At 39.4% G+C, this 26,299-nt stretch carries 26 protein-coding genes and 1 pseudogene; 5 read left to right on the plus strand and 22 right to left on the minus strand.

What is annotated here, in order from left to right; all coding sequences use genetic code 11:
* The first annotated feature begins 27 nt into the window (after positions 1-27).
* Positions 28-1,029: a hypothetical protein gene (locus tag J576_RS02620; RefSeq protein WP_002054510.1), complete on the plus strand. Its 1,002-nt coding sequence runs from the start codon at positions 28-30 to the stop codon at positions 1,027-1,029.
* 6 nt (positions 1,030-1,035) lie between these two features.
* Here J576_RS02620 and J576_RS02625 read toward each other — a convergent pair whose 3' ends face one another.
* From J576_RS02625 to J576_RS20385, 5 genes and pseudogenes are all read right to left on the minus strand, one after another.
* Positions 1,036-1,539, minus strand: coding sequence for a GNAT family N-acetyltransferase (locus tag J576_RS02625; RefSeq protein ID WP_002054524.1), 504 nt, complete (start codon positions 1,537-1,539; stop codon positions 1,036-1,038).
* Between the two features lie 60 nt (positions 1,540-1,599).
* Positions 1,600-2,157 (minus strand): riboflavin biosynthesis intermediates N-glycosidase, encoded by a 558-nt coding sequence (ybiA, locus tag J576_RS02630; RefSeq protein WP_002054578.1) that lies wholly within the window; start codon positions 2,155-2,157, stop codon positions 1,600-1,602.
* A 91-nt stretch (positions 2,158-2,248) separates the two neighbouring features.
* Positions 2,249-2,608, minus strand: a complete 360-nt coding sequence (gene rplT, locus J576_RS02635) for a 50S ribosomal protein L20 (RefSeq protein ID WP_000124858.1) — start codon at positions 2,606-2,608, stop codon at positions 2,249-2,251.
* 11 nt (positions 2,609-2,619) lie between these two features.
* The gene (gene rpmI, locus J576_RS02640; protein WP_002054552.1) at positions 2,620-2,814 is read right to left on the minus strand and encodes a 50S ribosomal protein L35; all 195 of its coding nucleotides are present in this window, start codon (positions 2,812-2,814) and stop codon (positions 2,620-2,622) included.
* Between the two features lie 11 nt (positions 2,815-2,825).
* Positions 2,826-2,933 (minus strand): annotated as a pseudogene (locus tag J576_RS20385) (hypothetical protein); the annotation flags it as partial.
* A 129-nt stretch (positions 2,934-3,062) separates the two neighbouring features.
* Here J576_RS20385 and nreB point away from each other — a divergent pair.
* A complete protein-coding gene (nreB, locus tag J576_RS02645; RefSeq protein ID WP_002054560.1) occupies positions 3,063-4,313 on the plus strand; it encodes a nickel resistance MFS transporter NreB in 1,251 nt (416 codons plus the stop codon).
* 40 nt (positions 4,314-4,353) lie between these two features.
* On the opposite strand, the gene J576_RS02650 is transcribed toward nreB, so the two are convergent.
* The 4 genes from J576_RS02650 to thrS all read right to left on the minus strand — a co-directional run bounded on the left by J576_RS02650 (position 4,354) and on the right by thrS (position 8,140).
* On the minus strand, positions 4,354-4,782 hold the full coding sequence (locus J576_RS02650) for a YqaA family protein (RefSeq protein ID WP_002054527.1): 429 nt from the start codon (positions 4,780-4,782) through the stop codon (positions 4,354-4,356).
* Between the two features lie 52 nt (positions 4,783-4,834).
* On the minus strand, positions 4,835-5,455 hold the full coding sequence (locus tag J576_RS02655) for a glutathione S-transferase N-terminal domain-containing protein (protein ID WP_002054551.1): 621 nt from the start codon (positions 5,453-5,455) through the stop codon (positions 4,835-4,837).
* A 205-nt stretch (positions 5,456-5,660) separates the two neighbouring features.
* Positions 5,661-6,212, minus strand: coding sequence for a translation initiation factor IF-3 (infC, locus tag J576_RS02660; protein ID WP_079377112.1), 552 nt, complete (start codon positions 6,210-6,212; stop codon positions 5,661-5,663).
* Between the two features lie 5 nt (positions 6,213-6,217).
* On the minus strand, positions 6,218-8,140 hold the full coding sequence (thrS, locus tag J576_RS02665) for a threonine--tRNA ligase (RefSeq protein ID WP_002054572.1): 1,923 nt from the start codon (positions 8,138-8,140) through the stop codon (positions 6,218-6,220).
* A gap of 413 nt (positions 8,141-8,553) precedes the next feature.
* On the opposite strand from thrS, the gene J576_RS02670 reads away from it, so the two are divergent.
* Positions 8,554-10,182 carry an acyl-CoA synthetase gene (locus tag J576_RS02670; protein WP_002054581.1) on the plus strand — a complete coding sequence of 543 codons (1,629 nt, stop codon included), beginning with the start codon at positions 8,554-8,556 and terminating at the stop codon, positions 10,180-10,182.
* Between the two features lie 59 nt (positions 10,183-10,241).
* Here J576_RS02670 and yjgA read toward each other — a convergent pair whose 3' ends face one another.
* The 9 genes from yjgA to mazG form a co-directional block, all read right to left on the minus strand.
* Complete coding sequence (gene yjgA / locus J576_RS02675) at positions 10,242-10,778, minus strand: ribosome biogenesis factor YjgA (RefSeq protein WP_002054513.1); 537 nt, start codon at positions 10,776-10,778, stop codon at positions 10,242-10,244.
* A 2-nt stretch (positions 10,779-10,780) separates the two neighbouring features.
* On the minus strand, positions 10,781-11,050 hold the full coding sequence (locus tag J576_RS02680) for an HPr family phosphocarrier protein (RefSeq protein WP_000567533.1): 270 nt from the start codon (positions 11,048-11,050) through the stop codon (positions 10,781-10,783).
* Positions 11,047-11,898 (minus strand): RNase adapter RapZ, encoded by an 852-nt coding sequence (gene rapZ, locus J576_RS02685; RefSeq protein WP_002054547.1) that lies wholly within the window; start codon positions 11,896-11,898, stop codon positions 11,047-11,049. The genes J576_RS02680 and rapZ overlap by 4 nt, the downstream gene beginning before the upstream one ends.
* A 22-nt stretch (positions 11,899-11,920) precedes the next feature.
* Complete coding sequence (gene panC, locus J576_RS02690) at positions 11,921-12,769, minus strand: pantoate--beta-alanine ligase (protein WP_002054580.1); 849 nt, start codon at positions 12,767-12,769, stop codon at positions 11,921-11,923.
* 3 nt (positions 12,770-12,772) lie between these two features.
* Positions 12,773-13,582: a 3-methyl-2-oxobutanoate hydroxymethyltransferase gene (gene panB, locus J576_RS02695; RefSeq protein WP_002054550.1), complete on the minus strand. Its 810-nt coding sequence runs from the start codon at positions 13,580-13,582 to the stop codon at positions 12,773-12,775.
* Positions 13,583-13,627: 45 nt separating this feature from the next.
* Positions 13,628-14,110: a 2-amino-4-hydroxy-6-hydroxymethyldihydropteridine diphosphokinase gene (gene folK, locus J576_RS02700; RefSeq protein ID WP_002054538.1), complete on the minus strand. Its 483-nt coding sequence runs from the start codon at positions 14,108-14,110 to the stop codon at positions 13,628-13,630.
* Entirely contained in the window at positions 14,107-15,570 is a 1,464-nt protein-coding gene (gene pcnB / locus J576_RS02705; protein WP_002054534.1) for a polynucleotide adenylyltransferase PcnB, read from the minus strand. Before pcnB ends, folK begins: the two co-directional genes overlap by 4 nt.
* A gap of 125 nt (positions 15,571-15,695) precedes the next feature.
* Positions 15,696-16,106: a ComEA family DNA-binding protein gene (locus J576_RS02710; RefSeq protein ID WP_002054540.1), complete on the minus strand. Its 411-nt coding sequence runs from the start codon at positions 16,104-16,106 to the stop codon at positions 15,696-15,698.
* Positions 16,075-16,881: a nucleoside triphosphate pyrophosphohydrolase gene (gene mazG, locus J576_RS02715; protein ID WP_002054545.1), complete on the minus strand. Its 807-nt coding sequence runs from the start codon at positions 16,879-16,881 to the stop codon at positions 16,075-16,077. The genes J576_RS02710 and mazG overlap by 32 nt, the downstream gene beginning before the upstream one ends.
* Positions 16,882-16,993: 112 nt before the next feature.
* Between mazG and J576_RS02720 the strand changes: the two genes are divergently transcribed.
* Positions 16,994-17,767, plus strand: a complete 774-nt coding sequence (locus tag J576_RS02720; protein ID WP_002054535.1) for an SDR family oxidoreductase — start codon at positions 16,994-16,996, stop codon at positions 17,765-17,767.
* A 45-nt stretch (positions 17,768-17,812) separates the two neighbouring features.
* Here J576_RS02720 and J576_RS02725 read toward each other — a convergent pair whose 3' ends face one another.
* From J576_RS02725 to cysM, 4 genes are read right to left on the minus strand one after another with little or no spacing between them, the layout of a single operon-like run.
* Complete coding sequence (locus J576_RS02725; RefSeq protein ID WP_002054537.1) at positions 17,813-20,119, minus strand: RelA/SpoT family protein; 2,307 nt, start codon at positions 20,117-20,119, stop codon at positions 17,813-17,815.
* 30 nt (positions 20,120-20,149) lie between these two features.
* Entirely contained in the window at positions 20,150-21,541 is a 1,392-nt protein-coding gene (gene rlmD / locus J576_RS02730; RefSeq protein ID WP_002054556.1) for a 23S rRNA (uracil(1939)-C(5))-methyltransferase RlmD, read from the minus strand.
* A 9-nt stretch (positions 21,542-21,550) separates the two neighbouring features.
* Complete coding sequence (locus tag J576_RS02735; RefSeq protein WP_002054539.1) at positions 21,551-22,369, minus strand: 3'-5' exonuclease; 819 nt, start codon at positions 22,367-22,369, stop codon at positions 21,551-21,553.
* Positions 22,370-22,381: 12 nt separating this feature from the next.
* Positions 22,382-23,314 (minus strand): cysteine synthase CysM, encoded by a 933-nt coding sequence (cysM, locus tag J576_RS02740; protein ID WP_002054567.1) that lies wholly within the window; start codon positions 23,312-23,314, stop codon positions 22,382-22,384.
* Positions 23,315-23,486: 172 nt separating this feature from the next.
* On the opposite strand from cysM, the gene J576_RS02745 reads away from it, so the two are divergent.
* Positions 23,487-26,294, plus strand: coding sequence for a GacS-like sensor histidine kinase (locus J576_RS02745; protein WP_002054575.1), 2,808 nt, complete (start codon positions 23,487-23,489; stop codon positions 26,292-26,294).
* Positions 26,295-26,299: the final 5 nt, after the last annotated feature.

The raw sequence follows: 26,299 nt of genomic DNA on the forward strand, positions 1-26,299 counted from the left end.
ATAGCATCGTCAATGAGATCAATTATTATGGCGCTCAATCAGATTTGGAAACAACAACTTACACTTGTGACCTACGGTAATGAATACCTTCGCCAGAATTTAAGCTTCAACCAATGGCGACAACATCATATTTTTGACCAGCATAGTTTTCAATTTCGTGACTTAATTTCACAGCATTTACTTGCTCAACATTTCCAAGTTTGGTTAGAAGCACTCAAAAAACAAGGGACAACTCAAATCTCTCTTCACCTATCTACTATTTTAAATGAAGAACAAAACCCGAATAGTAATGTCGAGCTTTTACCTTATGCTCATTTTATTGTAAGCCACCAAAACAATAAAAAAATCGCATGGATTTTTGGTCATGAGCTTGCAGAGTGGTACAGTAGCGATAACGAATTTGAACCACCTTTAAATCAGCGTAGCGATTTACGCTTAGAAACTTTCTGGCGTTTTGAGTTGAATGAAAAATTATCTAAGAAAGTTGAAGCTGACTTAAAGGCACCTCAGTGGGATGAAATTGCTGACTTTATGGAAACCGAGTTATTTCGGAGTAAGTATGCAGCAGGTTTTGAAGAACCCGAATTTCAGAAAAAATATTTTGATGGATCAACTCATCAAATTTCGATAGATCATCAACCAACACTTGCACTTATACCTGAAAACTACCCAGCAGATTGTGCGCATCAACTCCTCTATCGCACCCAAGCTCTATCTGACTATTTAGAGCAGAAAAAACGCAGCGCAAATGATCCTTTAGGGGAAGACCTAGACCAAGAACAAATTATTAACTTAAGAAACTTTACCCACAAAACTGATGATCTATTTGCAAAGCTCATTGTGAAAGCAGCCAATCATTATCAAACTGCACAATTAAAACCAGTTGAAAAACCTTCTCCTTTTGATGCAACGAATGAGTCCGCAATTCATTTAAAAGCACCTCATCATAAGGCTGGAGGAACAGGTGTAATTAAGCTTATTGTACTAACGGTAATTATTTGTGCCTTAGCTTATTATTTTGGTCTTTAATCAAGATTAAAGTTTCCATTGATAAAGTAATTCTGTTATTCCGAGGCCGAACTCTGGTAGTTCGGCTTCATTAATTAACTGTGCTCCCATTTTTTCATAGAAGAAACAGCTCGGATTTTTATTAAAGACTTCTAAACGAATAAAAGCATAACCTTGATTTAAAGCACATTGATAGAACTTTTGGAATAATTCACGGCCTATGCCTTGCTTTTGAACTTCTTTTAAAAGATAAAAAGCTAGAATTTCAGCAATATTATTTTCTGGGTTTAAATAACCATCAAGAAAGCCTTTCACTACCCCATTTTCAGTATAGATAAATAACTTATGATCAGGACTTCTGCTTATCTCTTTCCATAACTGTTCTTTATCTAGTACGTTAAGCTCATCTAATATTTCTTGCTTAACCATACCGGCATAGGTTTCTTTCCAACCTTGCACATGTACTTCTGCAATAGATAATGCATCATTAAATGATGCTATACGAATATCTGAATTATTTAATGACTTCAATTTGTTCCCCTCACCTTACTACTTTTTTTAAAGTGAAGCATTGGTTGATCTCACACCAACCTATTCAGTTAAAAGCCGCTCTCGAACATACATTAAAGCAAACCCCAACAAATTTAGACCTTGCCATAGAGATGGATCTTGGACATGTGGATGGTCTTGCGCCATACCAATACCCCAAATTTTATCGACAGGAGATGCTTCAACCAAAATACGGTCTTTCGTTGCTAATAAGAATTTTTTCAATTCAGAATACTGTGAGAATTTAGCAAAATTCGCCTGCACCACTATGTCAAAACGATTTTCTTGCCATATTTGTTCATCATAGTTACGCACTTTACGACCGAGTTGCTTCGCTTCATTCGGATGTTTAACCTGCAAAATCCGTGCAAAAATTTCTTCATCATTAAATAATTTTGCTTTTTGCGCCATCATATAGTGTTCAGCAGTAAAGTACTCAACACCGTCAATTCTAAATTGCGCAGGAAACCACTGGCTAAAACAGCTTTTATCGACAAGATTAGCTTGTTTAGGAGTATGTCCCCAAAAATACAAATATTTGAATTGGTAACCTTGCTGTACTTTTTGAATTAAGTCATTTAGAAATTTTTCATCTTTCATCATTTATCTCTGATTATTTTCTCTTTTTAAAATAGAACCATTAAAAATAAAAAAGACCGCTAAAAAGCGGCCTCTTTTTGAATCTCTAAGCTTATGCAGCTAATGCACCTTTAGCTTTTTCAGCTAAAGCAGCAAATGCTACTGCATCATGCATAGCGATGTCAGCTAATACGCGACGGTCGATGATCACTTGAGCTTTTTTCAAGCCATCGATCATACGGCTGTAAGACAAACCGTTTTGACGAGCACCAGCATTGATACGCGCAATCCATAGAGCACGGAATTGACGTTTCTTTTGACGGCGGTCACGGTAAGCGTATTGACCAGCTTTGATTACCGCTTGGAACGCTACGCGGTAAACGCGTGAACGAGCACCATAGTAACCTTTAGCGCGAGCAAGAATTTTTTTGTGACGACGATGAGCCACTACACCACGTTTTACACGAGCCATTTATAATCTCCTTAGATGTATGGGCACATACGACGAACTGAATTCATGTCAGAAACATGAACCATTACACAGCCGCGTAATTGACGGATACGTTTAGCAGATTTTTTGGTCAAGATGTGGCGCTTGAACGCTTGTTTACGCTTAAAACCGTTTGCAGTCGCTTTGAAGCGTTTAGCTGCACCACGGCGAGTTTTTAACTTAGCCATAGTAACCTCTTTTAGGCACCTGTTCGGCGCGATTGCACCATTGCAAAATCGACCTGCAGGTAAGGAAGCGCGTATTTTATAGTATGCTGACTAAAATTAAAACTACTCGTAGTGCTTTTTTAGATGAATGTCTTAACAAATTAAAAATTCATATCGTTTTTTTAGAGATTGGTCACTGCTAATAAATTCAACATTACGCCTTATTTAGCTCTATAATATGTTCAAATTATCAACATACGATATTTCAAATGCAGAAACATGATGCATTCGCTGCACTGCGCTATAGAGATTTCTCTATTGTTACCATTAATCAATTTTGCTTAACGTTAGCAATTTTGATTCAAGAAATTATTGTTGCTTATTCACTTTATCAAATTACCAAAGATCCTCTAACTTTAGGTTTAATTGGACTAGCAGAAGCCATTCCATTTATTGCTCTATCGCTTTGGGGTGGCTATTTTGCTGATAAATTTAATAAACAGGTCATTATGAAAATCTGTTTATTTTTCTCGGTACCTCTACCTTTAGTTTTGTGGTTGCTGTTCCACTTGCATGGTTTAGGTCATATCAGTGTAAATTTCCTTTCTTGGGGTATTTACGCAGTCATCTTTGGCTTAGGTACGATACGTGGGTTTTATAATCCCTCTGCCACCTCATTGAAACCATTCTTAATTCCACGCGAGCTTTATGCCAATGGTGCCACATGGACAACAATTGGTTGGCAAAGTGGCGTGATTATTGGGCCTATGCTAGGCGGTTTTATGCTTGCTTACTTAGGCAGAGAAACCAGTCTTTTTAGTGTTGCTGCCCTACTCAGCATCTGTTTTATTCTTATTAATTTATTACAAAAACGAAGCTTTCCTAAAATTGAAACTGCGAATGTATTAGAAAGCTTAGGTGATGGTTTCCGCTTTATTTGGAAAACAAAAATCGTTCTCTGGGCTATTTCTTTAGACTTAGCCTCCGTTTTATTTGGAGGTGTGATTGCCTTACTGCCGATCTTTGCTGAAGATATTTTAAAAGTAGGGCCAGAAGGCTTAGGTTATTTGCGTGCAGCGCCTTCTATTGGTGCACTCATTACCATGATTGCTTTGACTCGTTTTCCGCCAACTCAGCACGCATGGCGTAACATGCTACTTGCAGTTGCCGGATTTGGTGTATTTACGATCCTTTTCGCTTTCTCGAATAATATGTGGTTATCCCTATTTGCACTGGCCATGACAGGTGCTTGTGACAGTATTTCAGTTGTGGTTCGACAAACCATTTTGCAAATATTCCCACCAGAAAATATGCGTGGTCGGGTAGCGGCTGTAAATGGCATGTTTGTGTCATCCAGTAATGAGCTGGGTGCATTTGAATCAGGGTTGGCTGCTAAATATTTGGGGACTATTGTAGCGACTATTTTTGGTGGTTGTATGACGCTTGCAGTGGTCACGTTCTGTTGGTTAAAAACCAATGACCTATTTAAAGTCGACATTACCAAAAGCTCGGAAGACTAAATAAATAGTTTTAATATAAACATCTTCGGATGCTTGTATTTTAAATAAAGTCTGTAATTACCCAATAAATGAAAATATAACGCCCAGCCTTAGCAATAAGAACCATAAATAAGAAGCGCCAAAAATTTTCTTTGAGTAAGCCAGCAACCAAAGTAATAGGGTCACCAATCACAGGTGTCCAACTTAAAAGTAGCGAATAAAAGCCATACTTATGATAAAAACGTTGGGCTTGTTCTAGACGTTTTTCAGAAACTGGAAACCATTTTTTATGTTTAAACTGTTCTATTTTTAAACCTAACCACCAGTTCACACATGAACCGAGTACATTTCCAAAAGTAGCAATCGAAATAAGAAGAAAAGCGGACTGTTGATTTTTTAATAATAAAGCAACGAGTACAGCTTCTGATTGTAATGGTAATAATGTAGCAGCCCCCAAAGCACTCAAAAAAAGTAAAAAGTAACTTAGCATTCTAATTAAACCAAACTACCTTTCACTTTATTCATTGTGCTACCAAGCAAAATTAGATAACTTTAATTGATAAAGCTTTTTGTACCGCAGGACGTGCTGTTAGGCGGACAATGTATTCTTGTACATAAGGATAGTCCTCCAATTGAATCCCCTGCCATTCATAGCGCAGAATCCAAGGTAAAATTGCCATATCAGCAATTGAGTATTCCCCCGCAACAAATTTTTGCCCTATAAGTTGTTTGTTTAATACGCCATATAAACGCTTAGTTTCATTCACATAACGTTCAATTGCATAAGGAATTTTCTCTGGCGCAAAGCGGTTAAAATGATGATTCTGCCCAAGCATAGGCCCTAGCCCACCCATTTGCCACATGAGCCATTGTTCAACTTCAACCCGCTCTTGTTCATCTGTTGGATAAAACAATCCGGTTTTTCGACCTAAATATTGTAAGATCGCGCCTGATTCAAATACTGAAATTGGCTCACCACGTGGACCGTCCTGATCAACAATTGCGGGGATTTTATTATTCGGGGAAATTTTCAGGAAATCTGGTTGAAATTGATCATTTTCTAAAATATTAATTGGATAAAGGGTGTAATCCAGTCCCATTTCTTCTAAGGCAATTGTGATTTTATGTCCATTGGGTGTTCCCCAATAATATAGATCAATCATTCTATTTTCCTATTCATCGTTATCATGACTGCGTCTTGCGTTATATCATGTTTTGGCTAATACAATGATATGTCCAACACCAAAAAACACATAAAATTTGAGAATAACTTTGGTTTAAAAAGTTATTAAATCGCAATTTAAAGGAATTAAATCAAGAAATGACGGGCATAAAAAAGCACTGCGTTTGCAGTGCTTTTTTTGAGTATTACTTTTTCTTTTTCGGTCCAAGTAACATACCCATTTGTCGACCTTCCATTTTCGGAGCTTGCTCTACAATACCAAACTCAGCTACGTCTGCTTCAATCTTTTGCAATTGAGCTAAACCAAGTTGTTGGTGAGCCATTTCACGACCACGGAAACGTAAAGTGATTTTGACTTTGTTACCTTCTTCAAGGAACTTCAAAATAGCACGAAGCTTAACTTGATAATCACCTACATCAGTTGCTGGGCGTAGTTTGATTTCCTTCACTTGCACTTGATGCTGTTTTTTCTTGGCATCTTTTTGCTTCTGTTTCAGGTCAAACAAGTGCTTGTTGTAATCCATGATTTTACAAACAGGCGGCTCAGCGTTTGCGACAATCTCAACAAGGTCAAGATCTGCATCCTCAGCAGCACGCAGTGCTTCATTTAATGAAACAATTCCTTTTTGCTCACCATCAGCAGCGACGAGGCGTACTTCTTTTGCACGGATCTCATCGTTAATTGCTGGACGGTTACTCTTTGCACCTTGTTGTTGGTTACGGTCAGGCTGTTTAATCTTTCTTACTCCACAATATACCGGCCACGTTCGGCGACGGCAGATTTCACTAAGTCAATGAAAGCATCCACTGACATAGTACCTAAATTTTTTCCTGAGCGAGTACGTACATTCACTGTACCTTCTTCAACTTCTCGATCACCAAGAACTAACAGGTAAGGAATGCGCTCTAGAGTACGCTCACGAATCTTAAATCCGATTTTTTCATTTCTCAAGTCAGAAATAGCGCGAAGGCCATTTTCCTTGAGTTTTGCCACAACTTGCTCACTTGCTTCAGCTTGAGCATCGGTAATGTTCATGACACATGCTTGTACAGGTGACAACCAAGGTGGCATGAAACCAGCGTAGTGTTCAATTAGTATACCAATAAAACGCTCAAAACTACCAAGAATTGCACGATGCAACATTACAGGCTGATCACGTTCGTTTTCTTCAGTTACATAAGAAGCGTCTAAACGAACTGGCAAGTTGAAGTCACATTGAATGGTACCACATTGCCATACACGACCAAGACAGTCTTTTAAAGAGAACTCAATCTTTGGACCATAGAATGCGCCTTCACCCGGCTGCAATTCCCATTTAAGACCAGCTGCATCTAAAGCATCTGCTAAAGATTTTTCAGCTAAATCCCAAAGAGCGTCATCACCTACACGTTTTTCTGGGCGAGTAGACAACTTCATTTGAACTTCTTCAAAGCCAAAATCTTTATAAACGTCTAAAGTAAGTTGAATAAAGTCTGCAACTTCTTTACCAATCTGTTCTTTAGTACAGAAGATATGTGCATCATCTTGTGTAAAGCCACGAACACGCATAATACCGTGTAAAGAACCAGATGGTTCATTACGGTGACAAGAACCAAACTCAGCTAAACGAATTGGTAAATCACGGTAAGATTTTAATCCTTGGTTGAACACTTGAACGTGACAAGGACAGTTCATTGGTTTTACAGTATAGTTACGACTTTCTGAATGAGTCGTAAACATGTTTTCTGCATAGTTTGCTGCGTGACCAGATTTCTCCCAAAGCGTAAAGTCTACGATTTGCGGAGTTTTAATTTCTTGGTAACCATTGTCTTGCTGAACTTTACGCATGTACTGCTCTAGTACTTGATAAATAGTCCAACCATTTGCATGCCAGAACACCATACCCGGTGCTTCTTCTTGCATATGGAACAAGTCTAATGCTTTACCAATTTTACGGTGGTCACGCTTTTCAGCTTCTTCAATACGCTTGATGTAAGCTGCTAATTGTTTTTTATCAGCCCAAGCCGTACCGTAAATACGTTGAAGCTGTTCATTCTTCGCATCACCGCGCCAGTAAGCACCAGAGATTTTAGTAAGCTTGAATGATTTTAAGAATTTTGTGTTCGGTACGTGCGGACCACGACACATATCTAAATAGTCTTGATGGTAGTACAAGCCCATTTGAGTTTCTTCAGGCATGTCTGCAATCAAGCGTAATTTGTATTCTTCACCACGAGCAGTAAATTCAGCAATAACTTCATCACGTGGAGTCATTTTTTTAACAACATCGTAATCTTGATCGATGAGCTTTTTCATACGCTCTTCGATTGCTGCCATATCATCTAATGTAAAAGGACGTGGCATCCAGATGTCGTAATAGAAACCTTCTTCAATGACCGGACCAATCACCATCTTCGCTTCAGGGAAAAGTTGCTTTACTGCATGCCCTACAAGGTGTGCACAAGAGTGGCGAATGATCTCAAGACCTTCTTCATCTTTTGGAGTGATAATTTGTAAGGTCGAGTCTTCGGTAATTAAGTCACATGCATCAACTAAGCGATCATTTACTCGTCCAGCAACGGTATTTTTTGCTAAACCAGGCCCAATACTTTGAGCGACTTCCATAACAGATACAGGGTGATCAAAATTCTTTTGATCGCCATTTGGCAATGTGATAATTGGCATAGAAAAATCCTTAAGGAGTGATGCCCTATACGAAGGAGCATTTCACCGCGAGATTATGATCGAGGCAAGCCTCAAAATATAAAAACGGTGTAAATCAAAATTAAAAAACCTGAAAGATTTTACACTTGTTCAAGCCAAGTGAAAACCTTTGTGCTCATAAAATCATAAATACATTTTGCTTATACGGTAAACAGCAATAAATGACTTTAATAAGCGCTCTACCTAAATTTTAAGAAATACATAAATAGGATAATTATTCATCAGAACTGTTTTAAGATGTTGAAAATAGCATTTGTGCTCATTTCCTGACTGAGGGGTATTTCTGTTTAAGACTAAAGCATTAATGCTTTGATTAATATTAAGTCATATTTTCAAAGAATGAATTAAAAAATAGAAACATGGAGTTATTTTACATGGTTAGTGCATACGATGAATTACCACGCACACCCGCAAACTTTGTTGCGTTATCCCCTCTGCGCTATTTAGAACGTGCAGCTTATATCTATCCAGACCAAGCGTCTATCATTCATGGTAATCGTCAGATTTCATGGAAAGAAACTTATCAGCGCTGCCGTCAATTTGCCTCTCAGCTTCAACAATTAGGCATAACTAAAAACGATACCGTTTCAGTTTTACTACCAAATGTACCAGCAATGATTGAAGCCCATTTTGCTGTACCTATGGCAGGGGCCGTTCTTAATACACTAAACTCCCGTTTAGATGCTAAAACCATCGCTTTTATGCTAGAGCATGCTGAGACGAAAGTGCTTTTGGTTGACCCCGAGTTTGTTAATCTAGCCCGAGAAGCCCTATCACTCATTCCAAACCAACATATCATTGTGATTGATGTAGCTGATGAAGAATATGAAGGTGAAAATCAATTTCTTGGTTCGTTTGAATATGAAGAATGGATAGCTCAAGGCGATGCTAATTTCGAATGGCATTTACCGCAAGATGAGTGGGATGCAATTAGTTTAAATTACACATCAGGAACAACGGGTAATCCTAAGGGAGTGGTTTATCACCACCGAGGTGCTTATTTAAATGCAGCTAGTAATATTTTAGCTTGCGGTATGAAACCTAGAGCTGTTTATTTATGGACACTTCCCCTTTTTCACTGCAATGGTTGGTGCTTTGCGTGGAGTATTGCAGCAAGTGGCGGAACCAATATTTGTTTACGCAAAGTTGACCCCGAACTGGTGATGCAGCTTATTGCTAAACATAAAGTTGATTACTTCTGTGGCGCTCCAATCGTCTTATCCATGATTATTAATCTACCGAAAGAAAAGCAGCCAAGCATAAAACATCATGTTGAAGTTATGGTGGCAGGTGCTGCACCACCTGTCGCTGTAATTGAAGGTATGCGAAATATTGGAATTAATGTCAACCACGTTTACGGTTTAACTGAAACCTATGGGCCATCTGCGCTTTGTGCGTCTCAGGCCGGATGGAGCGATCTCTCCATTACCGAGCAAGCGCAACTACACTCTCGTCAGGGTGTGCCTTATCCACTTCAAGATAGTATGCGAGTACTAGACCCTGAGACGATGCAGCCCGTTCCGAATGACGGCGAAACCATGGGAGAAATTATGTTCCGTGGCAACATTGTCATGAAGGGATATTTAAAAAATCCTAAGGCAACTGAAGAAGCTTTCGCTGGTGGTTGGTTCCACACAGGAGATTTAGCTGTTTGCCACCCAGATGGCTATGCAAAAATCACTGACCGCTCCAAAGATATTATTATTTCAGGTGGCGAGAATATCTCATCTTTAGAAGTTGAAGATGTTTTATATAAACATCCTGCGGTTTTAACGGCAGCTGTTGTGGCAAAACCCGATGAACGTTGGCAAGAAGTACCATGTGCCTTTATTGAATTAAAAACAGGTGCTACAGTTACCCCTGAAGAAATTATTGCACATTGTCAAAAAGAACTGGCGCGCTTTAAAGTTCCCAAAGATGTAGTGATTACTGAAATACCAAAAACCGCAACAGGCAAATTGCAAAAATTCATTTTGCGTGAATGGGCAAAAGAACGCGTTTAAACAATAACGGAAATAAAAAAAGCGACGTATTTAACGTCGCTTTTTTAGTTAAAATGGTATTAACCTTGATCTGACAATAGAGCAACCTGTTGTACATAGTTAATAAATTTCATTTTAGTTGCTTCAAGATCTGCTTCCGCAACTTGCTGAGTTTTATCACGATTAATTCTTAACACATGCTGACGCAAAGTATGACGTTCTGATGCATTATAGATTTTACTAAACTCATTAATTGCAGGATCGCCCTGCTCGATCATACGATCTACCCAACGCATCAATTGAGCTTGTTTTTTCGCGCCTTGTTGAGGAGTCAAATAAGATAAAATGACTGTCTCATCTTCATTACGCAAGAGTTTACCAACACGCTGAAATTGGCGACGGCGTGCTTCAAACGAACTAATATTCTGGACTTCTAAAAGAGCATCAATTAAACGCTCATCAACCGGAAGTTTTTGAATCTGTTTGATAGAAAGTTGTGCTAACTGCTCACCTAAAGCAGCCATACGTTGAACTGCTTTTTTCTGTTCGGTTTTACTTGCACGTCCTTCTAAAGAATCAAAATCTTCTTCAGTATAACGCTGGGGACGACGTGCCACGATTAATCTGCCTCATAAAATTTTGCGGCGAATAACGCCTGTACTTCATTTAATGCCTGTTCTTCGTCAGTGCCATCAATGACCAAACGTAAAGTGGTCCCTTTTCCTGCACCTAACATCAGTAACGACATAATATTCTTTGCATCTACTAAATGATCGCCCTTACCAATCTGAATTGACGAACGAAACTTCGTAGTGACCTCTATCAGTTTTCCTGATGCACGTGCATGTAAACCGAGTTTATTAATTACATCAACAGTTGTGTCTATCATGACCAGTGCTTCATTTCTCTGTGTAAGACCTGAACAGACCATTCTGCCTCAAGTGCTTGTTTTAGTCTATCTACCATATAAACTGAACGATGCTGGCCGCCAGTGCAACCTATTGAAACCGTCATATAATGACGATGCCCTTCAGCAAATGCCGGCAGCCATTTTCTTAAGAAGTGGTGTATATCCTCAAACATTTCGTTTGCTTGCGGACTTGCTTCTAAAAACTGCTTAACTGGCTCGTCTAAACCAGAAAAGCGGCGTAATTCTAAATCCCAATGCGGATTTGGTAAATGCCGTACGTCAAAAACATAGTCGGCATCTAAAGGAATACCATGTTTATAACCAAATGACTGCAATATAACAATCAGATTATCTGACTGCCCTAATTTTGACAGCAAGATATGTTTTAAATCATGAACACTTTTATCAGTGGTATCAATATGAACCGTTGCTCGGAACTGAATTGGAATCAGTAACTGCTTTTCTTCATGAATACATTGCAAAAGGCTTTTGAAGCGATTCGCCAACGGATGTGGACGACGCGACGCACTAAATCGTGCAATCAAATCCTGATCTTGTGTCGTCAGATAAATCACATCAACCGTACCATGTTTTTGTAATTGCTCAAAAACATGGTCGAACTCTTGCATATCAGCCCGAGTACTTCGGACATCTACACCTAAAGCCAGCTGTTCAAGATTATTTTCATGATCTAGCTTTGCCACAATTTCAGGCAGCAATGCCAAAGGTAAATTATCAATACAGTAATAGCCCAAATCTTCTAATACTTGAAGAGCTGAAGATTTTCCTGAACCAGACTGTCCTGTCACGATAAGTATACGCTTCATGGCATGGCTGTCCTTTTATGTATTATTGAGGTGTAAAGGCAACTTGCAAATTATCAATTAAACGTGTTCCGCCCAACTTAGCCGCGACAAACAACACAATATCACGATCAAATTGAGACACAGCCAACAAGTTTGGCTGACGAGCTTCCACATAATCCACAACAAAACCATTGTCTGTCAACAACGTTTTTAAATCTGCCAAGACTTGTTGTAAATCTTTACCTTGGTGTAATTGCTCTTCAGCTTGCTTTAGTCCTTGATAGATGACTGGCGCAATCTGACGTTGTTCCGGAGTCAAATAACCATTTCTTGAACTCAGTGCTAAACCATCTGCTGCACGAACAATGGGTACACCAATCACTTCTAATGGAATATTTAAGTCTTGTACAAACTGACGAATCACCGCCAACTGTTGATAATCTTTTTGACCAAAAAAAGCATAATTCGGTTGCACAATATTAAAGAGTTTTGTGACAACCAGCGCTACACCATCAAAGTGCCCAGGACGTGAACTACCGCATAAGTCATCTGTAATCTGGCTGACACTAATATTAGTTAAACGAGGTTGTGTACCGTACATTTGCTCAACTGAAGGCGCAAAAATAATATCACAACCAACATCAGCAAGTAGACGACTGTCCTGCTCTAAAGTACGTGGATAGTTATCAAAATCTTCACCCGGACCAAATTGGGTCGGGTTTACGAAGATACTCACAACCACAACATCACATAACTTTTTCGCTTCACGAACAAGGGTGAGATGGCCTTCATGTAGATTTCCCATAGTTGGGACAAAACCAATGATTTTACGTGCAGCTCTAGCAGGATTTAAAGAAGCAGCTAAGCCTTGTATAGTGGTTTCTGTTTTCATGAATTACAGCTCAACTTGGAAAGTATGTTCTTTGGCTGGGAACGACTGGTCCTGTACAGCAGCATGAAACGCTTTAAAAGCATCTAAAATTGCTGTTTCACCAGATTGCTCTTTCATAAAGTTACGTACAAACCGCGCAACTCGACCAAAAGTTAAACCTAACATGTCTTGTACTACAAGTACCTGACCATCAGTTGCATTACCTGCCCCAATACCAATCACAGGAGTATTCGGGAATAATTCAGCAATTTCTTGACCCAATTGTGCCGGAACGCACTCGAGCAATAAAACTGCCGCGCCCGCTTCAACCACCGCCGTACAGTCAGCAATAAGTTGATCAGCTGCTTCACGGGTTCTAGCTTGTAGTTTGTAGCCACCAAAAACATGTACAGACTGAGGGGTTAAACCTAAATGTACGCATACAGGCACACCATTACGTGTTAACACCTGTACAGTTTCACTTAGCCATGCGCTACCTTCGATTTTGATCATCTGCGCACCAGCTTGCATAACTGTTTTCGCATTCTGCAAAGCATCGTTTAAAGTGGCATAACTCATAAATGGTAAATCAGTCATAATTAAAGCATGCTGGTTACCACGGCGCACTGCCGCTGTATGATAAGCCATGTCTTCAACAGTTACAGGTAAAGTTGAATCACGACCTTGAATTGCCATTCCAAGAGAATCACCAATTAAGATAGTATCAATTTCAGCAAGTTCCATTGCTTTTGCCATACTTGCATCGTAACAAGTTAGACAAGAGAACTTACGTCCTTCGGCTTTAAATTTTCTTAAGTCACTTAGACTAATCATGATGGTATCCTCTACAGGAGTTTGCAGAACGTAATAAGTCAGACTTTAAGCCCAAGACTCATCAGCAAGTACAGTCAGCGTTGGCTGCTGTAAGAGTTCTAAATTCTTAAGTGGCTGATCATTGATATGTAAATCAGCGTCTAAATCTAATAAAGGAATCACAACAAAATCTCGTTGCATTAATCCTACATGCGGCACCGTTAAGCGCTCATTTTGTATTTTTTCATCACCATAAATCAGCAGGTCTAGGTCCAAAGTTCGCTCCCCCCAATGACGGAGTCTTACTCGCCCAGCTTCTTGCTCAAAACGCTGTAAATGATCGAGTAAGTCAAGCGGAAGTAACTCAGTTTTTAGCTGAGCTACTGCATTTAGATAATTGGGTTGATCTTGGGGACCCATTGGTGGGCTTTGGTACAGTTTGGATACCTTCACTTCACCAATAGTTTTAAGCTTGGCTATTGCTTCAGACAAAATCTGGCGTGAGTCACCTAGGTTACTTCCTAAGCCAATATATGTGGTTACTGTCATTGTGTCGGCCCAAAAATAACTTGGCTCAAATCACGTTGTACCCGTTTGCGCTTTAAAATTGGGTGATCGCTCGTCATATTAGTTTGTGATGTGGAAGATTTTTCCATAAAACGATCAACAGACTGCTCTTGTCGTGCACGTTCTTTCTTACCACGACGGCTTCGAGGCTCTGGAACATCCACCAAAGGCTCAATTTCTGCATCAGCTCTATTGTTTTCAATAGGTTCAACAGCAACCTTACGACGACTTTTAGCTTTTTGACGATTATATTTGCTAATCGCAGCTTCTTTTTCATCGTTTGACATTTCTTGGTAAGCATCCCACCAGCTTCCCATTCCTTGTGTTGTGTCATCTCCTGACTTTTCACGAAGTAATAAGAAGTCAAAGCCTGCACGGAAACGCGCATGGCTTGCCAATGCTTCAATTTGCTGTGGCTTTGGATTAAGCAATCGGGTTTGCATTTCCCAAACTTCACGAATAAAAGTTTCGGCAAAACGAGGAATGACTGTACGTGTCGCTTGACGTTTTAAAACATCTAAACCTGCTTGAGCACGTGCTTCGGCTGGAACCACACCTTTTGATAAATAAAAGTCACAACGCTCTAAAAATGGTTGCCACAATAAAACTGCATAGAAAAATGCAGGGTTAATGGTTTTGCCAATTTGAATGCGTTGATCTGTATTTTTTGCAGCGCGTTGAATAAATGGGGTGAGATCTGGACGAATATCAGCAAAAAGCTGCTTCCACACGCCAAATTCAATTAGCATTGGTAATACACGTGCCAAATGACCCATTGTGAAAAGCTTTTGAGACTCATCGTATAAACGGTGCGGAGAAACATCACGAAGCAATTGTGTCATCTCAACATCAAAAATATCGAGAATTGCCGGATCAATTTTAAAATTTAGCTTAGCTGCAAAACGTAACGTCCGTAGCATACGCACCGGATCTTCTTCAAAACGTTGCACAGGATCGCCCAATAAACGCAAAGTCTTATTCTTGACATCATCAATTGCTTTACAAAAATCGAGCACAATACCCTTACGTGGTTGGTAATAAAGCGTATTGATAGAAAAATCGCGTCGAGCAAAGTCCTGTTCGATGGTTCCCCAGTTATTGTCACGCAAAATCATGCCAGAAGCATTGGTAACTGCTTTTTTAGGAGGAGCACGGAAAGTCGCAACTTCGATCAGCTCACGTCCTGAATAGACATGTGCCAATTCAAATCGACGGCCAATAATTCGGCACCGACGACCAAAAACTTCTTTAATTTGAGAAGGTGTTGCATTGGTGACTGCATCGAAATCTTTAGGATTGAGTCCTAGCATTAAATCACGGACACCACCCCCAACAATATAAGCCTCATAGCCTGCTTTGTTCAGACTATCGATCACATCTAAAATCGAAGAAGGAAGTTGGGCTGTGGACAAACCACATTTTGACGCTCGCAAGGTTTGCAAAAGACGCTGTCTCCTACGTCAGGACGTAAATAACAAGTTGTCGCTAATCATAGCTCTAACACACACAAAGGGCAATTTGATTCTCTTTAGATTGCGCAGGAAATGATAATTGACGAACAGAACTTTTATAAGGCTAAACGCGATTTATTTTTTTCAAAAATAGCGGGGCCGATTCCTTTGACGTTTTTAATTTCGTCAATATTTTTAAAACTTCCGTTCTTCTGTCTATATTCTACAATCGCTTGCGCCTTTTTCTCACCTACGCCTTTTAACTGCTGAAACTCATTTACAGTGGCCTGATTCAAGTGAATTTGCCCTGTAGAGTTATTAGAACTCTTAGTATAAGAATTTTTAGAACCATATGAATGAGAAGGCTTAGAGACGTTTAACTTTTGGTCGTACATCTGCTGTTTAGCCTTCCATTCCTGAAAATTCTGATCAAAAGATTGAGCAAAAACCGAAGGTGAAATTACGCCCAAGCACAACATCATTAAAATAAAACAATTATTTTTCCAAATTCTCATGCTGTATCGCATGTCGTTTTTCCCCTGAATGTAATTGTCGTTTTGCTTGGTTCCACAATTCATCCATCTCGGACAAAGTCATGTCTTCTAATGTTCTTTGCTGTTTTATGGCTTGCTCTTCAATAAAAGCAAAACGACTTCTAAATTTATGTATGGTTGATAAAAGTGAAGTTTCACTTGAAATGTTAAGTTTACGTCCTACATTGACTAATGAAAACAGACAATCTCCAAATTCGTCTTGAATTTCATCAATATTTTGATTTTTAAGGGCCTCTTTGAATTCACCTAATTCTTCTTCTAGTTTTACATAAGCATCTTCTACTGTTTCAAAATCAAATCCGACTTTTGCAACATTCTTTTGAATTTCCTGTGCTTGAGTCAGTGCAGGACCATGTTTAATTTTATCTAATCTTGATTTCGGCTTGCCTTGCTTTTCTTGTCGTTTAATTTGTTTCCATAACTCGCTTACTTGTTCTGGTGTTAAGTTATTAAATTGATCAGCTTGAAACACATGTGGATGACGTCTTATCAATTTTTCACTAATTGCCTCAACTACATCTTGAAAATTGAACGCCCCTTGCTCACTAAACATTTGTGATTGAAATACAACTTGTAATAACAAATCACCCAACTCATTTCGAATTTCATCAATATCGCCCTGACGGATAGCAGCTTCGACTTCATATGCTTCTTCAATTGCATATTTAGTCAGTGACATTGGGGTTTGCTCTTGATCCCACGGACATTTTTCACGTAGCTCTTGCATAATTTTAAGCAATTTATCCATGGTAACCCTCAAGTTCAAAAAGTTGGTCAGTAAATTTAAAATCTTAATTTGCTATGATCAAAATTAAAGCGGCAAATCATTCGTCATATTGTAACGATAAAGAGAAAAAAAGATGAAACATAGCATTCTGATTAGTGGCGCAGCTCAAGGTATTGGAGCAGAAATTGCACGAGTATTTTACAAACAAGGATATAAAGTAGGCATTTATGATATTAACGAATCACTTGCTCAAAGCTTAGCAACAGAGTTAGGACCCAATGCATGCGCTGGTTATTTAGATGTCAGTGATTACGAGCAATGGCAACATATATTAAAAGAATTTACTGACTGGGCTGGCGAGCTTAATATTTTAGTGAATAACGCAGGGATTTTATATTCTGGGGCTTTTGAACACATCGATATCAATTCACACCAAAGAACAATCAATATTAATGTAAACGGTGTAATCAACGGTTGCCATGCTGCACTCCCTTATTTAAAACAAGCTTCTTTTGCACGAGTCATTAATCTTTCTTCGGCTTCTGCAATTTACGGGCAAGCTGACCTTATTTCTTATTCAGCCAGTAAGTTTGCAGTTCGCGGAATTACCGAAGGTTTAGATGTGGAATGGAAAAAATATGGTATTCGTGTTTTAGATGTGATGCCTTTATTTGTACAAACCGCAATGGTCAATAATATGGATGCAGGTAGTATTCAAAATATGGGCGTTGACTTAACACCAAATGATATTGCTCAGCAGGTCCTTTCACTTGTCGAGAAAAAAGCTCATTTCTGGACTCCTACTCATACTCCTGTTGGCATAAAAACCAAACTGCTTTATCAACTCTCAACCATAAGTCCACAGTTTTTAAATCGTTTAACTAATATTTATTTATCAAGAAAGTAGTTAAAAAAAAAGGCCGTCAATTGACGGCCTTTTTACTCAGTTTATTTAAACACCTTGAATCATGCGTCGTGCGCTAATAATCCCTGGTTGTTGCTCTAAACGAGCCAACAAACGTGAAAGCTGAGCCAAACCTTTGACCTCAATGAGCAACTTCATATTGGCAATACCATCTGCCTCAGAAATTGTATTCACCTGACGAATATTAATTTGGTCAGAGAAAATCACTTGAGTTAAGTCTTTGAGCAAACCACGACGATCATAAGCTTCAACCACAATTTGAACACTTTGACCACGAGTTGGCTGCATTTCCCAATCGGCTTCAACAGCACGTTCTGGTTCTTGCTTGATCATGCGTTGATAATCAGAGCACAAGACTTTGTGAATACTTACACCACGATTCAATGTGATATAGCCAGCAATTGACTCCCCGTGAACTGGTTGGCAACACTGTGCAATATGTAACTCAACATTGTCTAAACCATCAATTAAGATGCCATGCGCAGACAAAGTATGACTGGCGCGCGGATTTAATGTTGGTTTAAGTACCAGCTCAGGCTCATCCTGATCCAGATGCATTTGACGATTAATCTGATTAATCAAGGCATGCAAGCTGATATCACCGCTGACCAGACTAACTAAAATGTCATCCCCTGTTTTCACATTAAAATGTGATGAGTAGTCGTTCAGGTCGATACTCTTAGGGTGAATCGCCAATCGAGACAATTCTTTGTTTAATAACTCACGGCCAACTTCAAGGTTCTTGCTACGATCTTGCTGTCTGAACCAATGACGTAGTTTGTCACGTGCACGAGCTGTCTTGATATACCCTAAAGAGTTCACCAACCAGTCACGGTTAGGCTCACGGTCTTTTTTGGTTAAAATCTCGACCTGTTCACCAGTTTTTAGCGTATAGGTTAATGGTACATAACGTTGGTTAACACGTGCCGCATAACACTTGTTTCCTACTTCTGTATGCACATGATAAGCAAAGTCTAAAACCGTTGAACCACGTGGTAATTCTTTAATATCACCATCACGGCTAAACACATAAATCTTTTCAAAACCTTCAAAGTCTTGAAGCTGATCAAAGCCTTCCGTCTCATCTTCGTTTTGGTGTACTGTGGTTTCATTACGTTCTTGGTAATGTTCCAAAACGGCACGAAGCGAATGTAAACGATGGTTAAAAGAATGGTCGGTATTCTTCGAGCCTTCTTTGTAGTTAAAGTGCGAACATACACCTAATTCTGCTTCATCATGCATCTCATGAGTACGGATTTGTACTTCTAAAGATTTATTTTCAGCAATTACAGCAGTATGTAATGAGCGATAACCATTAGCTTTCGGGTTGGTAATATAGTCATCAAACTGGTGTGGAATATGGCGCCAGATTTGATGAACAATACCTAATGAGTGATAACACTCCGGCACGCTATTCACCAATACACGTAAGGCACGAATGTCATAAAGCTGATCGAAACTCAGGTTTTTACTTTTCATTTTTCGATAAATCGAATAAATGTGTTTTGCTCGACCTGTAATTTCCGCCTCAATACCGTAAGATGCCAATTCATTTTTTAAGCGGTCGATTACGAACTGAATATAGTGTTCGCGCTCAAGACGCTTTTCATTGAGTAATGAAGCAATCTCTTTATAACGGTCTGGTGCCAAATAACGAAAGGCTAAATCTTCTAGTTCCCACTTAAGCTGTGCAATACCAAGGCGATGCGCCAATGGCGAATAAATAGTAAGAATTTCACGCGCCACACGCTCTTGACGTTCACGTGAAGAGTTGGCTAACTCACGTAAAGAATAAGTACGCTCAGCTAACTTAATTAAAACAACACGGACATCTTCAGTCACTGAAATCAGCATTTTATAAATGCCGCTTAAATGTTCCCTCTGGTTGTTATTAAAATGGTCTTCTAGTCGTTTATTTTTTTCAATGAGTTCTGAAAGCTTACCCATTGCCAAAGTACCTTTGACAAGGTTATAGACTTGCTCACCAAACTTGCGCTTTACTTCTTCTATATCAGTAATGTCTTCACGAACACTACGATAAAGCATTGCAGCAGATAAAGTATCTTCATCTACATGTAAATGCGCCAGAATATCCGCCATTCCAACACCAGTAGCAAATGTATTGGAACGATGATTAACCGTTGAATCTAACTCTTTTTGCAGGGTTAAATGCGCAACCTCTTCGAGTTGTTTAAGCTCTGCCCCATCTAATATTTCACGAACCCGATCCAACCATGAGGCTAAACCGACTTGTGTTTCGGCGGCATGCTCTACAGTCGTTTCCTCTGACAACTCAGTTAGTTGTTCAGGTAACTGTTCACGTACTGTGACCATACCATTCTCCTGGATATGTAACTCATGTTTTTAATCGTTTATCTCTTGAATTTTTTCAAATAAAGCAATTGATTCAACATGTTCTGTGTGCGTAAACATGTCCATAACCGCTGCTTTTTTTAACTTGTATCCATGTTGAGCCAAAACACCTGCATCCCTTGCTAGTGTTGCTGGATTACATGATACATAAACGATTCTTTTTGCTCCAAAGTTTGGTACATACTGCATAATTTCATATGCACCAGCACGAGGAGGATCAATCAATAATGCATCAAATCCTTGATTTGCCCAAGAATGATGCGAAAAATCTTTTGTTAAATCTTGTGAAAAGAAGTTTGCTTGCACCAGATTGTTGCACTTGGCATTATCCGTTGCTCGCTGCACCATTTCTTCACTTGCTTCCACACCAACAACTTGTCCATTTGCACCAACACATCGTGCAAGTGGAAGCGAAAAATTACCTAATCCGCAAAACAGATCCAGTACTCTTTCACCCTGCTGCAATTGAAGCAATTCACATGCCAATTGCACCATTTGTTCATTTACTGTGCCATTGACCTGCGTAAAATCCAATGGCGAAAAAGCAAAATTTACTTCAAATGCATTTAAAGCATAATGTAATCGCATAGCACCTTGATCTTCATCAATACGACGAAGACTTTCGGGACCTTTAGGTTGCAAATACAACTGCCAGCCTTTGTGTAACGCGAATTGTCTTAATTGGTTGACATCAGAATTGTTTAATTTTTCTACATGGCGAACCAATAAAGAAATTTCATCATCACCTTTTGCTAATTCTACATGACCAATATGCGCTTTGCCTTTTAGACTTTGGAGTAAAGTACGCAATTCTGGCAGACTATCTGATAATTTTTTGTCCAAAACACTACAGGTATGGATAGAAGTTAAACGATTACTATGATGCTCACGGAAACCTAAAATCAAACGGTCCTGTTTTGGCAAATAGCGCACACCAATACGCGCTCGACGGCGATAATCACTTTGTAAAGATCGAATTGGCTCTAACCACTGTTCAGGTTGAATACCCGCAAAGTGTTGTAAATGTGACTGGAGTACATTTTGCTTTAAGCGAATTTGCTCATCTGGATGAATGTGCTGCATGCTACAGCCGCCACAAATACCATAATGAGGACAAACAGCCTCTACGCGATTTGACGAAGGTTCTGCTAAAAGCTCAATCATTTCAGCTTCTTCAAGGCGCTTAGCCTCATGCGTAATTTGAGCCTTTACTGTTTCTCCAGGCAACGCATAACGGATAAATACCTTTTTACCATGCTTATCTGCCGGATGATCCGGATGAGAACCATAGTGCGCAATTCCTCGCCCCTCATGAGAAAGAGTTTCAACCTGAAAAATATATTCAGGTTGCTGAGCTTTGCGAGATTTGGCTTGCTGTTTCAAAGAATGAACCTAAAAATCTAAAGGATTAAAATAGTGGGATGTAAAGTCGGTATGTTTCGATGAACGTTGCCACACTTCAAGAAAATCGGCCTGCTGAGGCATAGTCTGTAAATATTCAATACTAGAACTAATCCAATGATTATGTTCATCTACATTGATTTGACCTTTAAGTAACAACCAACGCAAATAAATAAACCATGTATTGAGTACATCACCCTCACAATAACTGGTTAACTTTAACCATTGCTGAGCACGTACATATTCAGGAACATGATACCCCGATTCACCACGCTTACCTGGTAAACCTAAAATACAGGCAACCTCATCAAGTTTCTGGAAATTACGGCCATTAAACATTGCCATCACATCCATTAAATCAATATGACGGTGGTGATAACGGTTTTGGTAATTATTAAAACGCTTCTGGCTATCAAGCTCACCTTGATCGAACAAGCCCGGTGCAGAAAGACCATGATACATGGCACGGAACAAGATAACCGGCAAATCAAATTGTGAGCCATTCCAACTCACCAAAGTGGGATGGCGCTTGTCAAAAATAGATAGAAATTTCTGTAAAATTTCAGCTTCTGAATAGTGCTCTCGACTAAAAGAAAACAGTCTAAAGCCCGATTCATCAATCCATAAACCAGAGATACAAACGATTTCATGCAATGGCAAACGCTGAAAATCCATACCTGATTCTTGGCGGCGGATTTTTGTGAGTGCCTGTTCAACATCTGCCTCTGGCAAATCAAGATGATATAAATGCGCTCCCGCTTTTAAATCAGTTAAAGTTTCAATGTCAAAAACTAAAGTTGGGAAACGCATTCTTTCTCTCAATTATGAGTTATCGTCCTGTACTGAGAACAAACCTGTAGACAAGTAGCGGTCGCCACGGTCACAGATAATGCAAACAATAACAGCTTCTGGATTTTCTTCTGCAATCTTAATTGATGCCCAAACTGCACCACCTGAAGATGTACCTGCACTGATACCTTCCATACGAGCCAATTTACGCATGGTTTTTTCCGCCTCAATTTGAGGAATATCAATAATTCGGTCTACACGACTGCTATCAAAAATTGTTGGTAAGTATTCTTTTGGCCAGCGGCGAATACCGGCAATACTTGAACCGTCTGCTGGTTGTAAGCCCACAATCTGAATGTCTGGATTTTGTTCTTTTAAATACTTAGAAACACCCATAATGGTACCGGTTGTACCCATTGAGCTTACAAAGTGAGTAATTTTACCACCCGTTTGCTTCCAGATTTCAGGACCTGTCGTCAGGTAATGAGCTTCAACATTATCAGGATTACCAAACTGGTTTAAAACATGACCTTTGCCGTCTTTTTCCATTTGCAAAGCTAAATCACGTGCGCCTTCCATACCTTGCTGTGGAGTCACTTCTATCAGCTCTGCGCCATAAGCTAACATCGCATCTTTGCGTTCTTGGCTCATGTTATTTGGCATGATAAGTTTCATTTTATAGCCGCGCATTGCCGCAACCATAGCCAAAGCAATACCTGTATTGCCGCTAGTTGCTTCAATTAACGTATCACCCGGTTTAATTTGACCACGCTTTTCTGCCTGCATAATCATGTTATATGCAGGGCGATCTTTTACAGAACCTGCCGGATTATTACCTTCCAATTTTGCTAAAACCGTTGCCTGCGTGTGACAAGCCAAGCGCTGCAAACGGACTAGAGGTGTTTTACCTACATAGTGATCTAACAAAAATTCGTCGGCTAAAAAATCAGGTTGTGTATTACTCATGATCAACACCTAAATCGGGGTGGCACTATTGTATGAAAAAATGATCGGTACTGCACCCATTTCACTATGCTTTTTAATTAAAGTGATTAAAGCCCAGTCAGTTATAAAATGCCGTCTGTTTTAAAATAAAGCGTGATAATATGCCCTACAGAGAGATCAATCCGATGTAGCCATGTCTAATTTCAATAAAACCTTATCGAAACGCTTACGTCTGAATCATGCATATGGGCAACTGATTGCTCTTATTTTTGTGCCCATGATGATTTTAACTGGTGTTGGTGCTTTTCTGGTTTTAACTGAAACATCTTACTCTGCAAAACAACAGCAACTGCATCATGCCTCAGCTATTCTGGCGCGTTATAATCAAATCGCTAAAGATCTCTATACATTAGTAGAACTCAAACCCGATGAATATGACCATGCTCAACATATTATGCAAAGCATGTTCAGTGAAAAAAATCTCAAGCGTGCTGCTTTAATTGACAGTAATGGTCAGACTTACTTAAGTGTAGGCTATCGAGATAATCGTTATTGGCCTAACTTTACGCAAAACAATAGTTTTTTTGGCCCGATCTCTTATAACAATAACAATATTTATGGGGTTCGCATCAGCAATATCACAGGTAAAACCCCTGTCTGGCTAGTGATTGAAATGGATAATCAACCACTAGAATTAGCACGTTATCGTATTCTGATCGCTTTAGTTATTACGAGTTTAATGACGCTGCTCTTACTTTTGCTCTGTCTGAATTTCTTCTCTCGTCGCTGGGTTGCACCAATGTACGAAATTCGGATGCAACTACAGCGACTCAATGCAGACACATTAGATCAGCATATGGTCATTAACAGTACGGGTGAATTACGCTTACTCCAACGTGATATCGCAAGTGTGGTGAAAAGACTACATTTTAGTTTTTTAGAGCTTAAAGAACACACCGAACAAACCGAAGAAGATTTACGTAGAACATTAGATACCCTCGAAGTTCAAAACATTACTTACCGTCAAGCACGTGACCAAGCGATTTCATCAAATCAGGCAAAATCAGTTTTCCTTGCCAATATCAGTCATGAGCTTCGTACACCACTTAACAGTATTGATGGCTTTATTCATTTATTACTACGCCAACAAAATCTAAGTAATGAACAAAACCTCTATTTACAGACTATTCGCAAGTCCTCTGCCCATTTATTAGCATTAATTAACGATGTATTAGATTTCTCAAAAATTGATGCAGGGAAATTAGAGCTTGAGACAGCACCGTTTGATTTAGAAGAAGCTATTTTCGATGTGATGGATATGTTGTCACCTTTGGCTGCGCAAAAGCATATAGCCATGGCATTTTATTATGCAGACAACATTCCTCAAGAAGTCATTGGAGATGCTTTACGCTTTAAGCAAATCTTGACCAACCTAATTTCAAATGCAATCAAGTTCACCCCAGACGGCGAAATTATTGTTCGTGTACGTATGGAACATGATGACATTGGTCAATGTTTGCTGCATTTTAGCGTTCAAGATAGTGGTATTGGTTTAAGTGGTACCGACCGTAAAAAGTTATTTGAGTCGTTTTCACAAGGTGATGCATCTGTTACCCGCCAATTTGGTGGTACAGGCTTAGGTCTTGCAATTTCCAAACAACTGGTTCATCTCATGCATGGTCAAATTGGTTTTGAAGATAACCAAGAACGTGCACCAACAGAAAAAGGTTCAACATTCTGGTTTACTGCACAGTTTGCTGTAGATGAAGAGCATGAAATAGAACACCCTCACTTCGAACACTTACAAGTGGTGTCTTATTTAGCACACCCTGCAACGGCAAGTGTATTACGATACTATCTTGAAAATTACCAAGTTCCACACATTGAAACTCAATCAATTTTAGACTTGTTTAGCCGCCTAAAACACCTCGACCAGAAAGACAATACATGGCTTATTGTTGATCATAGTGGCGATACAGAAGCTCTGCTTAAAGAAATTCGTAGCCGCTATCAGGGCAACTTAGCAGTTTACGGCTATCAAATGACCCTTGAGCCAAACATGCTCACTGAATATCGTGCTCGCCCACTTTATCAACCATTAAGCCGTAGCGGACTCATTCAATTATTAAGTGACCAACCTATTTTTGAAGAGGAACAACAAGACTTTAATGGTCAGGGTTTACATATTTTAGCGGTCGATGACCATTTACCGAACTTAATTGTTTTAGAAGCATTGTTAGGTGAGTTAAATGTTAAAACCACTAAAGCCTTAAGTGGACAAGAAGCTCTGAATATCATCCAAGAACGCATTGACCAAAAACTCAAACCGTTTGATTTGGTGTTTATGGATATTCAAATGCCAGTTATGTCAGGCATTGATACTACTCGCGCGATCCGTTCACTAGAGTCAACGCTAGATGGAGAAATGCAGCTTCCAATTATTGCATTAACAGCCCATGCCCTTGCTGATGAAAAACAAAAGCTTCTGAAAGTTGGTATGAATGACTATGTCACCAAACCAATTCAAATGGAGCAAATCATTCAGATTTTAACGCAATGGACTAAAAACAATTTCACTGCACAAGCTTTAGATAAAGATCACCATGTTGTTACCGAGGCACTCGACCCAGAAATATTAAACTGGCAACAAAGCCTACAATTGGCTGCAAATAAAGAAGATCTTGCTCAAGACTTATTGAAAATGTTGGTAGACAGTTTCCCAACCGAGCTAGATGAAATGCAGCAACTCATTGAGCTTGAAGACTTTCCTCAACTCGAACATGTGTTGCACCGCCTCTATGGTGCAACTCGCTATGTAGGCACACCAAAGCTTCAACAAGTCACTGGTGACTTCGAGCAATTTGTTTCAACATTACGTAAAGAGCGCCGCAGAGCTGACGATGGCTTCATTGAAGAAGTCATGAGACGTTTCGATGAATTAGGTCTTGTTATTAAAGAAGTTGAAAGTGCAGCTCATCAAATTTTAGTTATACCCGACTAAACAAG

It is taken from the genome of Acinetobacter sp. 766875 (genome assembly GCF_000582055.1).
In the GTDB taxonomy this organism is placed as follows: domain Bacteria; phylum Pseudomonadota; class Gammaproteobacteria; order Pseudomonadales; family Moraxellaceae; genus Acinetobacter; species Acinetobacter nosocomialis.